Source organism: Erythrobacter donghaensis (genome assembly GCF_002155425.1).
In the GTDB taxonomy this organism is placed as follows: Bacteria; Pseudomonadota; Alphaproteobacteria; order Sphingomonadales; family Sphingomonadaceae; genus Erythrobacter; species Erythrobacter donghaensis.
In genome coordinates, this window is sequence record NZ_MUYG01000009.1 from 68,403 (window position 1) to 82,667 (window position 14,265).

The following is a 14,265-nucleotide window of genomic DNA, read 5'->3' on the forward strand; positions in this document are numbered from 1 at the left end:
GTAGCAATGAGCGAACCCATCCTGTCGATCCGCGGTCTCACCAAGACCTATGCCAATGGCCCGCGCGCGCTCGACAATGTCGATCTTGATATCCGCAAGGGCGAGATTTTTGCGCTGCTCGGGCCGAACGGGGCGGGCAAGACCACGCTGATTGGCGCAGTGTGCGGGCTGGTGCGGCCAAGCGGCGGGACGATGCACGCCTTCGGCCACGATCTCGCGCGCGATTGGCGGCGGGCGAGGGCGCGGATTGGGCTGGTGCCGCAGGAACTCAGCACCGACATGTTCGAAACCGTGCGCCGCGCGGTGGCCTATTCGCAAGGGCTGTTCGGCAAGCCGCACGATCCGGCGCGGATCGAGGAGATCCTGCGCAGCCTCTCGCTGTGGGACAAGCGCGATGCGCAGATCCGCGCCCTCAGCGGCGGTATGAAGCGCCGCGTGCTGATCGCCAAGGCGCTGGCGCATGATCCCGAGCTGCTGTTCCTCGACGAGCCGACCGCGGGTGTCGATGTCGAACTGCGTAAGGACATGTGGCAGCAGATCGCAGCGCTGAAGCAGCGCGGCGTCACGATCATCCTCACCACCCATTACATCGAGGAGGCCGAGGAAATGGCCGACCGCGTCGGCATCATCCAGGGCGGGCGAATTTTGATGGTCGATGAAAAAAGCGCCATGATGGAGCGGCTCGGCACCACCGAAGCGGTGATCGACCTTGCCGCACCACTCGCCGCGTTGCCGCCCGCCATCGCCGGCTTCCCGGTTGAACTGGCCGAGGGCGGCACCCGGCTCGTCTATCGCGGCGGGAACGGGCAGGGCGGGGGCCGCGCGCAGGTCGCGGATCTGACCCAGACCCTTGCGCGTGAAGGCATCGTCTACACCAGCATCGACATCCATGATTCCTCGCTTGAGGACATTTTCGTCGGGCTGCTCGGACACAATCAGGCGGAGGCGGCGTGATGCATTTCAATGTGCGCAGCGCACTTGCGATCTACCAGCGCGAGATGGCCCGGGCGTTCCGCACCGCCTTCCAGTCGATTCTGTCGCCGGTGCTCACCACCTCGCTCTATTTCGTGGTGTTCGGCAGCGTCATCGGCGCGCGGATGGAGCCGATCGGAGGGGTGCCTTATGGCGCTTTCATCATCCCCGGCCTGCTGATGCTCACCCTGCTGGGCGAGACCACCAGCAACGCCAGCTTCGGCATCTACATGCCGCGCTTCACCGGCACGATCTACGAACTGCTCTCGGCCCCCGTCGGCGTCGCCGAGACGCTCGCCGGGTTCGTCGGCGCGGCGATGACCAAGGGGCTGATCCTCGCCGCGATCATCCTCGCCACGGCGACCTTCTTCGTCGATTACGAGATCAAATACCCCCTGTTCGCCGCATTCTACATCATGCTGGTGGCGGCGAGCTTCGCGCTGTTCGGCTTCATCCTCGGCATTTGGGCCGATTCCTTCGAGAAGCTCGGGATCATTCCGCTGCTGATCCTCACCCCGCTGACCTTCCTAGGCGGCACCTTCTATTCGATTCGCGACCTGCCCGGCCCTTGGGACGCCATCGCGCTGGCCAACCCGATCGCCTTTTTGGTGAGCGGCTTGCGCTTTTCGTTCTATGGTGTGGCAGATGTGCCGATCGCCCTGTCGCTCGGCCTGACGATCGGGTTTCTGGCGGTCTGCACCACCGTAATCGCGGTGATTTTCCGCACCGGATGGCGCCTGCGCGAGTAAGCGACCGGGGTCTGCGAAAGGCTTCAGTCGGACTGGAGGCACCCTTGATCGGACATTAACGAAAAGCTGATTGTTCATTCATTGCGGAGAAAGCCGACCGTTCCTAGTTGGCGTGTTCCGTGCCGCATCCCCTGCGGCAGGATCGCACAAAGGATAAGAGAATGAAAAAGATCGCTTTCACCACGCTCGCAGCGATGGGCGCGATTGCCCTGCCGGCCGCCGCCCAGGCGCAGGATGCCCAGCCCGAAGTGACCATCGGCGCATCGGTCGGTCTGCACGACCTCGGCGTCGATGTTGACGATGCTGACCTCGATGGCTTCAGCATCGACGACAGCGGCGAAATCTACGGCGGCTTCGCGGCTGTCGACTTCCCGCTCGGCACCAACCTCTTCGCCGGTGTGGAAGGCAACGCCCACTTCGGCAGCGGCCCGATCGACGCCGAATACGGCCTGTCGGCCCGTCTCGGCCTGCGCACCGAAGGCGGCGCGAAGATCTATGCCCGCGGCGGCTACCAGTGGGTTGACCTCGACGCCGGTGAACTGATCGGCGTGCCGGAATTCGACGAAGACGATTTCAACCTCGATACCACCGCTGGTGACTACCTCGTCGGCGTCGGTGCCGAATTCCCGGTCGGCAGCGTCGTGCTGCGCGCCAATGTCGACACCATCGCGTTCGACACCCTGCGCGGCACCGTGGGCGTCGGCCTGAAGTTTTGATCGCCTGATCGAACCTGACATGCGACGGGCCGCTCGCCATCATGGCGGGCGGCCCGTTTGCTTTAGTGGTGACAGGGCCAGCGCACCTCGCTAGCGGGCGGGGCGCAATGACCGCACCCCGTTTCTCCTTCACTCTCCACGCGACCGACGGCAAGGCCCGCACCGGCATCATCGCGATGCAACGCGGCGAAATCCGCACCCCCGCCTTCATGCCCGTGGGCACTGCGGCCACGGTCAAGGCGATGAAGCCCGAGGCTGTGCGTCAGACCGGCGCGGATATCATCCTCGGCAACACCTACCACCTGATGTTGCGCCCGGGTGCGGAGCGCGTAGCGCGGCTCGGCGGCCTGCACCGCTTCATGAACTGGGACCGGCCGATCCTGACTGATAGCGGCGGCTATCAGGTGATGAGCCTTTCCGAGCTCCGAAAGCTCACCGAACAGGGCGTCGAATTCCGCAGCCATCTCGACGGCAGCAAGCACATGATCACGCCCGAGCGCAGCATGGAAATCCAGCGCCTGCTCGGCAGCGACATCGTCATGGCCTTCGACGAATGCCCCCGCGCCGATCGCCCGCGTGACGAAATCGCCGCCTCGATGGAACTCTCGATGCGCTGGGCCAGGCGCAGCCGCGAAGGCTTCGACAGCGGCGAGGAGCACGCCGCCCACGCCGCGTTGTTCGGCATCCAGCAGGGCGCACTCCACGAAGACCTGCGCCGCATCAGCGCCGACAAGCTGATCGACGTGGGTTTCGATGGCTATGCGGTCGGCGGACTGGCGGTGGGGGAAGGACAGGAGGCGATGTTTGGCGTGCTCGACTACGCGCCCGATATGCTCCCGGCCGACAAGCCCCGCTACCTGATGGGCGTGGGCAAGCCCGACGATCTCGTCGGTGCGGTCGAGCGCGGGATCGACATGTTCGATTGCGTGCTGCCGACCCGCTCGGGCCGCAACGGGCAGGCCTTCACCTGGAACGGGCCGCTCAACCTGCGCAATGCGCGCTTCGCCGAGGACACCGGCCCGCTCGACGCGCGCTGCCACTGCCCGGTCTGCACCACCTATTCGCGCGCATATATCCACCATCTCGTCAAATCGGGCGAAATGCTCGGCGCAATGCTGGTGACCGAGCACAATCTCAGCTTCTATCAGGCCTTGATGCAGGGGATGCGGACTGCCATTGCCGCAGGGACATTCGCCGATTTTGCCGCTGCCTTCCGGCGCGATTACCTTGGAAGTTCCGCTTGATGCCCAAACTGCCTGAAGACTGCCAGACCATGGCCGAAGTGCGCGAGGGCGTCGACGCGCTCGACCGCGAGCTTGTGGCGCTGCTGGCGAAGCGCTTCGGCTACATGCGCGCCGCCGCCCGGATCAAGCCGACCCGCGATGCCGTGCGCGATGAAGCGCGCAAGGCCAGCGTAATCGCCGCCGCCGTCGCCGAGGCCGAGGCGCAAGGAATTCCGGGCGATGTCGTCGGTGATATCTGGGAGCGCCTGGTCGAAGGCTCCATCGCCTACGAATTCGGCGAATGGGACCGCGTGCGGGCCTGAGAATCGCGCTTCGCAAGCCACAACGAAAAAGGGCGGCCCCGCAAGGCCGCCCTTTTTGTGTGTCATGCTGCCCGAGGGATCAGCGCGAGTAGAATTCGACCACCAGGTTCGGTTCCATCGTCACCGGGTAGGGCACCTCGTCGAGCTTCGGCACGCGGGTGAAGGTGATCTTGTCGGTGCCATCGGGCATGACGTAATCGGGAATGTCACGCTCGGCGAGGCTCTGCGCTTCGATCACCAGCGCCATTTCCTTGGCCTTGCTGCCGAGGCTGACGACATCACCGATGTTCACGCGGCGCGACGCGATGTTGCACTTGACGCCGTTCACATAGATGTGACCGTGGCTGACAATCTGGCGCGCCGAGAAGATGGTCGGCGCGAACTTGGCGCGGTAGACCACCATGTCCAGACGCTGTTCGAGCAGGCCGATCAGGTTCTGGCTGGTGTCGCCCTTCATGCGCGAAGCTTCAGCATAGGTGCGCTTGAACTGCTTTTCAGTGACGTCGCCATAGTAGCCCTTGAGCTTCTGCTTGGCGCGCAGCTGCAGGCCATAGTCGCTCATCTTGCCCTTGCGGCGCTGACCGTGCTGGCCGGGGCCGTAGGAACGCTTGTTCACCGGGGAATTCGGGCGACCCCAGATGTTTTCGCCCATCCGGCGGTCAAGCTTGTACTTGGCGCTCTTGCGCTTCGACATAAGTCTTCCTTCAATGTGCTGGGCGGCCCCATTGGCCGCCGTTCAACCCGGCATCGCTCCATCCCGGCCCAAGGGGCGGGATGCGGCCACTGCTTCACCGGGGTGCAGGGCCCATTTGCGAAGGCGCGCGCATAGCAGGATTGGCCTTCACGTCAAGCGCAGACCGCCTTTTACGGGATCGGCACTGTCAGCGTGGCGCGGCCAGTTTAGCGGGGATTGTTGAGCTCACGCCACTCTTCGACCGTGCGGCAGACCTTGGTCTTGCGGCGGCTCGATGTGTCGAGCTTGACATAGCGGCAAATGCGCTTGTCCTCTTCCGCTTCGGCTTCTGGCTTGGGAGCCTCGGCCTGCGGGGCGGCGGTTTCTTCGGGCTGAACGGTATCGCTGGGCTGCGCGGCCGCGCCGAGGGGTGCAAGCAGCAAAGCGCCGGCAAGGGCCAGCGTGGAGCGACGCGGGAAGTTCATCAGCAATCTCACTTGGTTGGGGGAGAGGGAGCGAATAGTGCTAACCCGCCTTTTGCCCCTGTCCAACACCAATCGACGAACAACTTCAGTCGCGTATGGGGCGTTCCAGCGTGCTGAGGATGCCGCGCAGGGTGCGCACTTCGAGATGGTTCCAGCCCGGCTTGGTTAGCAGGGTGCGCAAGGTGCGGCGGCTTGCCTCGGCGCGGGAGTGGGGGAAGAAATAGTCGCGCGGGGCCAGAAGCTGCTCGAAATGGGCGATCATCGCTTCGAGCTCGTCTTGCGGCGCAGGGGGCAGAGCGTCTTCGGCGGTGGGCTGCACCAGCGATTTGCCCGCCGCGCCGAGCTCCCGCCCGATGCGCGACCATTCATAGGCGACGAGGATCACCGCCTGCGCCAGGTTCAGCGACCCGAATTCGGGGTTGATCGGGATCGTCAGGATGTTGCGCGCCAGAGCCACGTCCTCGGTTTCCAGCCCCGAGCGTTCGGGCCCGAAGATGATCGCGTGGCGGCCGGCCTCGGTATGGACCAGCCGCCCGGCCTCGTCCGCGCCGATCACCGGCTTGGTGACGCCCCGCTTCCTCACTGTTGTCGCATGGACATGGGCGCAATCGGCGACCGCCTCGGCGGTGGACGCAAAGACCTGCGCCTGTTCGAGCACGATGTCAGCCCCGGCCGCCGCCGGGCCTGCCGAGGGGTTGGGCCAGCCATCGCGCGGGCTCACCAGCCGCATCTCGGTCAGCCCGAAATTGAGCATCGCGCGCGCCGCTTTGCCGATATTCTCGCCCAATTGCGGGCGCACGAGCACGATCACGGGCTTGTTGAGTTCGGCCATTTGTTCTTATTCCTTGGCCGCTTGCTGGACGGTGCTGGCAAATTCCTCGAAGTCGCGCGCTTCGGAGAAGTCGCGGTAGACGCTGGCGAAGCGGATATAGGCGACCGAATCGATCTGCCGCAGCCCCTCCATCACCAGCTCGCCGATGCGGGCCGAGGGCACTTCGGCCTCGCCCGAGGTTTCGACCTGACGCTGGATGCCGCTGATGAGTTGATCCAGCCGCTCCTGATCGATCCCGCGCTTGCGTGAGGCAAGCGCGATGGATTGTTCGAGCTTAGAGCGATCGAAGGGCTCGCGCCGGTCGCCGCTCTTCACCACCACAACCTCGCGCAATTGCACACGCTCGAAGGTGGTAAAGCGTGCCCCACAGGACGAGCACTGGCGACGGCGCCGGATCGAGGCATTGTCCTCGGTCGGGCGGCTGTCCTTTACCTGGGTATCGTCATGGGCGCAAAAGGGGCAGCGCATTCAGCGGGTTACTTCTTGATCCGCTGATAGAGTGCGAAGCCGACCCCGGCAGCGAGGCCCAAGGGCCAGGAAACGATGGGAAGCAGCGCCCCGGCCACCGCGCCCACGGCAGCGCCGGTCAGCACCGGCGCGGTTGAGGGGTGGTTGAGCCCCTCCTTGGCCATGCCTGTGACTTCGGTCTTCACATCTTCGACCCAGTCCTGGGTGGGGCGCTTGTCCATCGAGAGAGCTCCTTACATGCCGGGGTAGACGGGGAAGGCGGCGCACATCGCGCTGACCCGCTGGCGCACGCTCTCTTCGATCTGCGCATCGCCCTCGGGGCCATTTTTCGAAAGGCCTTCAACCACTTCGGCGATAAGCTTGCCAATCGTGCGGAACTCGTCCGGGCCGAAGCCCCGGGTGGTGCCGGCGGGCGTACCGAGACGAATGCCGCTGGTGACGAAGGGCGAGCGGGTATCGTAGGGGATGCCGTTCTTGTTGCAGGTGAGGAAGGCGCGATCGAGGCCCTTCTCGGCGTCCTTGCCGGTCACGTCCTTGGCGGTGAGATCGACCAGCATCGAGTGGTTGTCGGTGCCGCCGCTGACGATGCGCAGACCGTTTTCCTCGAGGCTAGCAGCGAGCGCGCGGGCGTTTTCGACGATACGGTGCGCATAGTCGCTGAAGCTCGGATCGAGCGCTTCCTTGAAGGCGACCGCCTTGGCAGCGACGATGTGCATCAGCGGGCCGCCCTGAAGGCCAGGGAAAACCGCCATGTTCAGAGGCTTGGTGTACTTCTCGTCATTCCACAGGATGATACCCGAGCGCGGGCCGCGCAGGCTCTTGTGGGTGGTCGAGGTGACGATGTCGCAATGCGGGAAGGGCGAGGGGTGGGCGCCGCCCGCAACAAGGCCCGAAATGTGGCTCATGTCGCAAAGCAGAACCGCGCCGACTTCATCGGCGATGGCGCGGAAGGCGGGGAAATCCCAGGTGCGCGAATAGGCGGTGCCGCCGCAGATGATGATCTTGGGCTTGCTTTCCCGGGCCTTGGCGGCGACTTCGTCCATGTCGATGGTCTCGGTCTCGCGGGCAACGCCGTAGGACACGACGTTGAACCACTTGCCGCTCATGTTGACCGGCGAACCGTGGGTGAGGTGCCCGCCCGAATTGAGGTCGAGCCCCATGAAGGTATCGCCGGGGTTGAGCAGCGCAAGGAACACCGCCTGGTTCATCTGCGAGCCCGAGTTGGGCTGCACATTGGCAAAGTTGCAGCCGAACAGCTGCTTGGCGCGCTCTATTGCGAGCGTTTCGACCACGTCGGCATAGTCGCATCCGCCGTAATAGCGCTTGCCCGGATAGCCCTCGGCATACTTGTTGGTGAAGACGCTCCCGGCTGCTTCGAGCACCGCGCGGCTCGCAATATTCTCGGAGGCGATCAGCTCGATCTTGTCGCGCTGACGAGCGAGTTCCTTGCCGATCGCGGCTGCAATCTCGGGATCGGCATGGGCCAGATCGTCGTTCCAGAAGCCATCCATCTGGGCGGCGCCACTCTGGTTCTGCGTGCGGGCGGCGAAATCAAGCGGGGCGGTGCTCATTGATGGGTCTCGATATGATCGGGCTGGAACGGGGGCTTGCCGAGCTTGCCGACGCGGCGCTGATGGCGCCCGGCCGGATCGCCGGCATCGGCGAATTCGGTATCAAGGAAAGTGGCGATGCAGGATTTGGCCATCTCAATCCCTACGAGCCGCGCGCCCATTGCGATGCAATTGGCATCATTATGTTCGCGGGCGAGGGCAGCCGAGAGCGGTTCGCTGACGAGCGCGCAGCGCACCTGCGGGTGGCGGTTGACGCTGATCGAAATGCCGATCCCGCTGCCGCACAGCGCGATGCCGAATTCGACCGTGCCTTCCGCGATAATCTCGGCAAGGCGGTAGCCGTAATCGGGATAATCGACGCTCTGCCCGGGTTCCGGCCCGAGGTCGGCGACCTCGTGACCTTCCTCGACCAGCCATTCGGCAAGTTCGGCTTTGAGCTCCACGGCGGCGTGGTCGGAGGCGATAGCAATGCGCATGTGGGGCCTATAGGCGCTGGAGCGGAGATTCTCCACCCCTCGGGCGAAGCTTTTCGACCGGCGGGATCAGCTCTTTCAGGCTGCAGACAGTCCTGCGTACTTGGGGCAGTCGGCCCGGCACACGCCGTCATGCGACCATTCGGGCGGACGCCACAGATAGGCGAGCTTGTCCTGCCAGCGGGTCGCGGTGTCCATCCGGTCCTTGAGCTGCCTGAACCCGACGAGTTGTGCCGTCAGCGGATTGTAATCATAGGTCGGTTTGACAAGCCCCGGGTTGGGCTCCTCATCGATATGCGCGATGCTGCCGAACAGCCGGTCGAACAGCAGTGTGACCTGGCTGTAGTTCCTGTCGATGTATTGCGGTTGGTTGGCGTGATGCACCTTGTGCATTTTGGGAGTCATCAGCACCCGGTCGAGCCAGCCAAGGCGTGGCACCCAGCTCGCATGGTTCCAGATGCCATAGGCATTGCCGAGTACCTGCACCGCGACGAACACGACCGGATCGATGCCGATCAGGGCCGCTGGCACGGTGAACAGCACTTTGACCTTCGGGTCGATGATGAAGCCGCGCGCAGCGGTGGTATGGTTGAATTCGTTGGAGGAGTGGTGGATCGCGTGGATCGCCCACAGCAGTCCGACGCGGTGGGCAAGCCTGTGGTCCCAGTAGTAGGCAAACTCGTTGATCAGGAACGCGAGCGGGATCGCCAAAGCCAGCGGCAACGGATCGACGAAGCGATAATTGTCGAACACCAGCACATAGAGCACCAGCGGGATCAGGAACCCGATCACAAGATTGAAGGTGTTGCCGATCAGGTTGAGCCCGATCGAGCAGAGCGCATCCTTGTTGTTGTAATCGGGGTTGTGCCGCAGCGCCCACAGGCGCTCGAGGATCACGCTTCCGAAATAGACACTTGCAAGAATCCAGATGGCAGCGGGGCCACCCACGAAGTCGATCGCTTGTTCGAGGCTTTCCATGCCCGCAAACTTACCGAAACAAGCCCCGTTGGGAAGCCCCTGTTGCGTTTACTGATCGAGGAACGACCGCATCTTGCGTGACCGGCTCGGGTGCTTGAGCTTCCTCAGCGCCTTCGCCTCGATCTGACGGATACGTTCGCGGGTCACCGAGAACTGCTGGCCGACTTCTTCGAGCGTGTGATCGGTGTTCATCCCGATGCCGAACCGCATCCGCAACACACGCTCTTCACGCGGGGTGAGGGACGCCAGCACGCGGGTGACGGTTTCCTTGAGGTTCGCCTGAATCGCGGCATCCACCGGGATGATCGCGTTCTTGTCCTCGATGAAATCGCCGAGGTGGCTGTCTTCCTCGTCCCCGATGGGGGTTTCGAGGGAGATCGGCTCCTTGGCGATCTTCATCACCTTGCGTACCTTCTCGAGCGGCATCGAGAGACGCTGCGCCATTTCCTCAGGGGTCGGCTCACGGCCTTCCTCGTGGAGGAACTGGCGGGACGTGCGCACCAGCTTGTTGATCGTCTCGATCATGTGCACCGGAATGCGGATGGTGCGCGCCTGGTCCGCGATCGAGCGGGTGATCGCCTGCCGGATCCACCACGTCGCATAGGTGCTGAACTTGTAGCCGCGGCGGTATTCGAACTTGTCGACCGCCTTCATCAGGCCGATATTGCCTTCCTGAATAAGATCAAGGAATTGCAACCCGCGGTTCGTATACTTTTTGGCGATCGAGATCACCAGACGCAGGTTCGCCTCGACCATTTCCTTTTTGGCGATGCGCGCCTCGCGCTCGCCCTTCTGGACCATGTTGACGATGCGGCGGAACTCGGGAAGGCTCATGCCGGTCTGCGCGGCGATGTCGGCGATTTCGGAGCGGATGCGCTCGATCGCGTCCTCCTCACGCTCGGCGAAGGCGGCCCACTTCTTGTCCTTCTTGGCGCGCTCCTTGATCCAGGCGTCGTCCATCTCGTTGCCGACATAGGCGCCGAGGAAGTCGACGCGCTTGACCTTGTGGCGTTCCGCGAGACGGAGCATCTGCCCGCCCAGCGTGGTCAGGCGGCGATTGAAGGCGTAGAGATTGTCGACCAGAAACTCGATCTTGGTCGCGTGGAACTGCACAGACTCGACCTCGGCGGTGAGGTCTTCGCGCAGCTGTTCGTACTTGGCTTCCTTGCCCGCCGGAAAAGCATTGCCTGCCGCCAGCGTCTCGACCCGTTCGGCCTGAAGCTTTTCGAAGGCGTTGAACAGCGTGGTGATGCGCGCGAAGCGTTCGAGTGCCTCGGGCTTCAGCGCGGCTTCCATCTGGGCGAGGGAGAGGGTGTTGTCCTCCTCCTCTTCCTCTTCGCGCTTGGGGCGGCCTTCGCCGTCCTCGTCGTCGTCGCTGTCGGCTTCGGGCTCGTCCTCGACTTCGTCATCCTCGCGGATGGTCGGGCCGGCGGTGGCTTCGGAGATTTCGTCGTCGTCGTCATCCTCGGCGCCGTCGGCCATCTTCTCTGCCGGCGGCTCCTTGGAAAGCATCGCGTCGAGATCGAGGATCTCGCGCAGCTGCATGTCGCCGTTGTTGAGGGCTTCGGACCACTGAATGATCGCATGGAAGGTGATCGGGCTTTCGCACAGGCCCATGATCATCATGTCGCGCCCAGCCTCGATCCGCTTGGCGATGGCGATTTCGCCTTCGCGGCTGAGCAGTTCGACCGCGCCCATTTCGCGCAGATACATACGCACCGGATCGTCGGTGCGTTCGCCCGTGGCGAGCTTCTTGTTGCCGGCGCGCGCATCCTTGGCCGGGCCCTTGCGCTCGCCATCGTCATCATCATCGTCGTCATCGTCGGGCGCGACGATTTCCTCGGCCTCCTCACCTTCGGCCTCAGCTTCGGCATCTTCGTCGCTTTCGACGATCTGCACGCCCATTTCGGACAGCGCGGTCTGGATGTCCTCGATCTGATCGGGGCTCATCTCGCCCGAGGGCAGCGCTTCGTTGAGCTCGTCATAGGTGACGTAGCCGCGCTTTTTCGCCTTGCTGATCAGCTTCTTGATCGAAGAATCATTCAGATCGATCAGCGGGGCATCTTCCTTCTCGGCCATATATCGTCACATTTTCCGTTCTGGGGTGTGTCAGGCCTTACGCGATGCGCCCGCCACCCGTTAATCCCATGTCCGCCGGTCAGGCGGCATCATCACTCGTGCCGGTCTCGAGGGCTTCTGGTGGTGCCGCCTTGCGGCGGCCAAAAGCCTTGAGACGTTCTTCGACTGCCAGGAGCTGTGCGCGCAAACGCGTCTGTTCGGCAAACGATCCTTCCGGATCGCTGTCGAAACGCGCAATCGTGGCCGCAAGCGCAGCCTCAAGCGCCGGTCTTTCGACCAGCAGCGACACAGCTTCAGCCAGTTCCTCGCACGCAGCGCCGGGATCGTTGCCTTCATTGAGGAAGGCGTAGCGGATATCTGCCGGCGGGGCAGGTTGGCTTCCGGTGCTGCATATGGCGACAGGGGCGCGCGAATCAAGCGTTTCTGCAAGTTCGAACAGCGATTCGATTCCCGGCGCGGCAGAAGGGTCGTGCCGGGCGAGGGTGGAAAGCGCCTCGGCATGGCGTGCGATCTCTTGCGGAAACCGCGTGAGACCGGCGAGCACGGCGACAAGCAGACCCTGCCGCTGGCCGCCCGCCATCATCCCCGTCAGCTGCTCGCGCGCGCCGGCGCTGAGGCCCTGCGGCAGCGCGGGTCCGGGCCGCCAGCCACCACGCTGGCCGGGCTGGAAGGCCGGGCGACCGGGCGCACGCGGCGCGCGGGGCGGGTAGGCGAAGGCCGAAAAGCGCTCGGACAATTCGCGCCGGTAGAGGCTCTTGATCTCGGGATCGGCAATGGTCTCGACATGGGCCATCAGCCGCGCCTTCAATCCCGCCTTGGCCTCGGGCGTGGCGAGGGGCTGGGCGTCCCGCTCGAATTCCCACAGGGTGTCGATCAGGCTGCTCGGGCTGGCGAGCAGCTTTTCCATCGCTTGGCGACCCCGCGCCTTGATCAGATCGTCGGGATCGAGCCCGGCGGGCAGGCGCACGATGCTGAGCGAGCGCATCGGGGCAAGCAGCGGCAGCGCGCGCGCAATCGCCCGCATCGCGGCACGTTGCCCTGCCGCGTCGCCATCGAAGCACAGCACCGGCACCTCGACCATGCGCCACAGCAGTTCGAGCTGCATTTCGGTCAGCGCGGTGCCCAGCGGGGCGACGGCATCGGCGATCCCGGCATTGGCGAGCGCGATCACATCCATATAGCCTTCGACCACCACCACACGGCCCGACTGGCGCGCGGCGGGGGCGGCGCGGTGGAGGTTGTAGAGCGTGCGGCCCTTGTCGAAGAGATCGGTGTCAGGCGAGTTCAGATACTTGGCGACGCCATCCCGCTTGTCGAGGATGCGCCCACCGAATGCGATTACCCGCCCGCGCGCATCCTGAATTGGGAGCATGACGCGGCCCCGGAAGCGGTCGTAGCGTTCGCCCTGCTCGTTGGCGGCGCGCATCCCTGCTTCCTCGAGCATGTCCTCGCCGAAAGCGGGCAGGGCGCGGGGAAGCGCTTGCCGATCCTCGGGTGCCCAGCCGAAGCCGAATTCGCGCATGATCGCGGGGCTGAAGCCACGCCGCTGGAGATAATCGCGCGCCGCTTTACCGCCCGGCTCGGCGAGGCTCTGAACGAAAAACTTCTGCGCCGCCTCGGTGACGTCGATCAGGCTCGCGCGCTGCTCCGCGCGTTTGGCCATCTGCGGGTCGGGGGCAGGGACCTCCATCCCGGCCATCGTCGCCAGCTCCTTGACCGCGTCCATGAATTGCAGCCCGGCGTGATCGACCATCCAGCCGATCGCATCGCCATGCGCACCGCAGCCGAAGCAGTGATAGAACTGCTTCTGGTCGTTGACGTAGAAGCTCGGCGTCTTTTCCTCGTGGAACGGGCAGCACCCCCTCCACTCCCGCCCCGCGCGGGTGAGCTTCACCGAGCGCTGGACGAGCGTCGACAGCGTGATCCGCGCACGCAGCTCGTCCTTCCATTGCGGGGTGATGGCCATGCGGGTTAGGTGCGCCGGATTGGGCCCGGGTTCAAGCGCCTGCCCATAAATATCCGTTCGCCCTGAGCTTGTCGAAGGGCCGCACTTTTCTTCGGGTGAAGCGCATGACCCCAAGACCAAGAACGGTGCTTCGACAAGCTCAGCACGAACGGGATTGAGTTACGATAGCGCCGCCTTCACCAGCCCGCTCGCCAGCTTGCCGTCGAGCACCGCGCCGTGGCGGGCCTTCAGCTCGGCCATCACGGTGCCCATGTCCTTCATGCTCGACGCGCCGGTCTCCGCCTTGATCGCCTCGATCGCGGCGCGGGTGGCAGCCTCGTCCATCATCTGCGGCAGGAATTCCTCGATCACGGCGAGTTCCGCGCGCTCGACCGCCGCGAGCTCGGTGCGGCCGCCCGCGTCGTACATCTCGATCGATTCGCGGCGCTGCTTGGCCATCTTCTGCAGCACGCTCGTCACCAGCACATCGTCGTCGGTGACAGGCGTGGCGGCGGTGCGTTCCTCGATGTCGCGGTCCTTGATCTTGGCGCTGATCTGGCGGAGCGCGGCGGTGCGGTCCTTCTCGCCCGCCTTCATCGCAGCGATGGTGGCGGCCTTGATATCGTCACGGATCATTACGTGTTTCCTGTGGATGGAGCTTTCGCGCGCGCCTCTAACGCAAATATCGGGCCTCGCCTAGGTTGACGCGGGGGGCCACCACGCCTAGCGGACGAAACTTAGCAACATCGCTGGCATAACCCTGCAAACGGAGCGCCCC

At 64.3% G+C, this 14,265-nt stretch carries 16 protein-coding genes; 5 read left to right on the plus strand and 11 right to left on the minus strand.

What is annotated here, in order from left to right; all coding sequences use genetic code 11:
* The first annotated feature begins 6 nt into the window (after nt 1–6).
* From BZF59_RS06580 to BZF59_RS06600, 5 genes are all read left to right on the plus strand, one after another.
* On the plus strand, nt 7–954 hold the full coding sequence (locus BZF59_RS06580) for an ABC transporter ATP-binding protein (protein WP_086607462.1): 948 nt from the start codon (nt 7–9) through the stop codon (nt 952–954).
* Nucleotides 954–1,721, plus strand: a complete 768-nt coding sequence (locus tag BZF59_RS06585; protein ID WP_211277377.1) for an ABC transporter permease — start codon at nt 954–956, stop codon at nt 1,719–1,721. Before BZF59_RS06580 ends, BZF59_RS06585 begins: the two co-directional genes overlap by 1 nt.
* A gap of 161 nt (nt 1,722–1,882) precedes the next feature.
* Entirely contained in the window at nt 1,883–2,437 is a 555-nt protein-coding gene (locus BZF59_RS06590) for an outer membrane beta-barrel protein (RefSeq protein WP_086607464.1), read from the plus strand.
* 107 nt (nt 2,438–2,544) lie between these two features.
* The gene (gene tgt / locus BZF59_RS06595) at nt 2,545–3,681 is read left to right on the plus strand and encodes a tRNA guanosine(34) transglycosylase Tgt (protein ID WP_086607465.1); all 1,137 of its coding nucleotides are present in this window, start codon (nt 2,545–2,547) and stop codon (nt 3,679–3,681) included.
* The gene (locus BZF59_RS06600) at nt 3,681–3,983 is read left to right on the plus strand and encodes a chorismate mutase (RefSeq protein ID WP_086607466.1); all 303 of its coding nucleotides are present in this window, start codon (nt 3,681–3,683) and stop codon (nt 3,981–3,983) included. The genes tgt and BZF59_RS06600 overlap by 1 nt, the downstream gene beginning before the upstream one ends.
* 79 nt (nt 3,984–4,062) lie before the next feature.
* Here BZF59_RS06600 and rpsD read toward each other — a convergent pair whose 3' ends face one another.
* The 11 genes from rpsD to BZF59_RS06655 form a co-directional block, all read right to left on the minus strand.
* A complete protein-coding gene (rpsD, locus tag BZF59_RS06605) occupies nt 4,063–4,677 on the minus strand; it encodes a 30S ribosomal protein S4 (RefSeq protein ID WP_086607467.1) in 615 nt (204 codons plus the stop codon).
* Nucleotides 4,678–4,883: 206 nt separating this feature from the next.
* Nucleotides 4,884–5,141 (minus strand): hypothetical protein, encoded by a 258-nt coding sequence (locus tag BZF59_RS06610; RefSeq protein ID WP_086607468.1) that lies wholly within the window; start codon nt 5,139–5,141, stop codon nt 4,884–4,886.
* 85 nt (nt 5,142–5,226) lie between these two features.
* On the minus strand, nt 5,227–5,973 hold the full coding sequence (locus tag BZF59_RS06615; RefSeq protein ID WP_086607469.1) for an RNA methyltransferase: 747 nt from the start codon (nt 5,971–5,973) through the stop codon (nt 5,227–5,229).
* A 6-nt stretch (nt 5,974–5,979) separates the two neighbouring features.
* On the minus strand, nt 5,980–6,441 hold the full coding sequence (nrdR, locus tag BZF59_RS06620; protein WP_086607470.1) for a transcriptional regulator NrdR: 462 nt from the start codon (nt 6,439–6,441) through the stop codon (nt 5,980–5,982).
* Between the two features lie 8 nt (nt 6,442–6,449).
* A complete protein-coding gene (locus BZF59_RS06625; protein WP_086607471.1) occupies nt 6,450–6,662 on the minus strand; it encodes a hypothetical protein in 213 nt (70 codons plus the stop codon).
* A gap of 12 nt (nt 6,663–6,674) precedes the next feature.
* Nucleotides 6,675–8,012, minus strand: a complete 1,338-nt coding sequence (glyA, locus tag BZF59_RS06630; protein ID WP_425429561.1) for a serine hydroxymethyltransferase — start codon at nt 8,010–8,012, stop codon at nt 6,675–6,677.
* Entirely contained in the window at nt 8,009–8,488 is a 480-nt protein-coding gene (locus tag BZF59_RS06635) for an RpiB/LacA/LacB family sugar-phosphate isomerase (RefSeq protein WP_086607472.1), read from the minus strand. Before BZF59_RS06635 ends, glyA begins: the two co-directional genes overlap by 4 nt.
* Nucleotides 8,489–8,563: 75 nt before the next feature.
* Entirely contained in the window at nt 8,564–9,463 is a 900-nt protein-coding gene (locus BZF59_RS06640; RefSeq protein ID WP_086607473.1) for a sterol desaturase family protein, read from the minus strand.
* 48 nt (nt 9,464–9,511) lie between these two features.
* Nucleotides 9,512–11,542 carry an RNA polymerase sigma factor RpoD gene (rpoD, locus tag BZF59_RS06645; RefSeq protein WP_086607474.1) on the minus strand — a complete coding sequence of 677 codons (2,031 nt, stop codon included), beginning with the start codon at nt 11,540–11,542 and terminating at the stop codon, nt 9,512–9,514.
* Nucleotides 11,543–11,621: 79 nt separating this feature from the next.
* Nucleotides 11,622–13,508 carry a DNA primase gene (gene dnaG, locus BZF59_RS06650; RefSeq protein WP_086607475.1) on the minus strand — a complete coding sequence of 629 codons (1,887 nt, stop codon included), beginning with the start codon at nt 13,506–13,508 and terminating at the stop codon, nt 11,622–11,624.
* Nucleotides 13,509–13,667: 159 nt separating this feature from the next.
* Entirely contained in the window at nt 13,668–14,123 is a 456-nt protein-coding gene (locus BZF59_RS06655) for a GatB/YqeY domain-containing protein (RefSeq protein ID WP_086607476.1), read from the minus strand.
* Between the last annotated feature and the right edge of the window lie 142 nt (nt 14,124–14,265).

What these genes read in the sequence shown, in the direction of transcription:
- BZF59_RS06580 (WP_086607462.1), top strand. Translation starts at nt 7, where the DNA reads ATGAGCGAACCCATCCTGTCGATCCGCGGTCTCACCAAGACCTATGCC.
- BZF59_RS06585 (WP_211277377.1), top strand. Translation starts at nt 954, where the DNA reads ATGCATTTCAATGTGCGCAGCGCACTTGCGATCTACCAGCGCGAGATG.
- BZF59_RS06590 (WP_086607464.1), top strand. Translation starts at nt 1,883, where the DNA reads ATGAAAAAGATCGCTTTCACCACGCTCGCAGCGATGGGCGCGATTGCC.
- tgt (WP_086607465.1), top strand. Translation starts at nt 2,545, where the DNA reads ATGACCGCACCCCGTTTCTCCTTCACTCTCCACGCGACCGACGGCAAG.
- BZF59_RS06600 (WP_086607466.1), top strand. Translation starts at nt 3,681, where the DNA reads ATGCCCAAACTGCCTGAAGACTGCCAGACCATGGCCGAAGTGCGCGAG.
- rpsD (WP_086607467.1), bottom strand. Translation starts at nt 4,677, where the DNA reads ATGTCGAAGCGCAAGAGCGCCAAGTACAAGCTTGACCGCCGGATGGGC.
- BZF59_RS06610 (WP_086607468.1), bottom strand. Translation starts at nt 5,141, where the DNA reads ATGAACTTCCCGCGTCGCTCCACGCTGGCCCTTGCCGGCGCTTTGCTG.
- BZF59_RS06615 (WP_086607469.1), bottom strand. Translation starts at nt 5,973, where the DNA reads ATGGCCGAACTCAACAAGCCCGTGATCGTGCTCGTGCGCCCGCAATTG.
- nrdR (WP_086607470.1), bottom strand. Translation starts at nt 6,441, where the DNA reads ATGCGCTGCCCCTTTTGCGCCCATGACGATACCCAGGTAAAGGACAGC.
- BZF59_RS06625 (WP_086607471.1), bottom strand. Translation starts at nt 6,662, where the DNA reads ATGGACAAGCGCCCCACCCAGGACTGGGTCGAAGATGTGAAGACCGAA.
- glyA (WP_425429561.1), bottom strand. Translation starts at nt 8,012, where the DNA reads ATGAGCACCGCCCCGCTTGATTTCGCCGCCCGCACGCAGAACCAGAGT.
- BZF59_RS06635 (WP_086607472.1), bottom strand. Translation starts at nt 8,488, where the DNA reads ATGCGCATTGCTATCGCCTCCGACCACGCCGCCGTGGAGCTCAAAGCC.
- BZF59_RS06640 (WP_086607473.1), bottom strand. Translation starts at nt 9,463, where the DNA reads ATGGAAAGCCTCGAACAAGCGATCGACTTCGTGGGTGGCCCCGCTGCC.
- rpoD (WP_086607474.1), bottom strand. Translation starts at nt 11,542, where the DNA reads ATGGCCGAGAAGGAAGATGCCCCGCTGATCGATCTGAATGATTCTTCG.
- dnaG (WP_086607475.1), bottom strand. Translation starts at nt 13,508, where the DNA reads ATGGCCATCACCCCGCAATGGAAGGACGAGCTGCGTGCGCGGATCACG.
- BZF59_RS06655 (WP_086607476.1), bottom strand. Translation starts at nt 14,123, where the DNA reads ATGATCCGTGACGATATCAAGGCCGCCACCATCGCTGCGATGAAGGCG.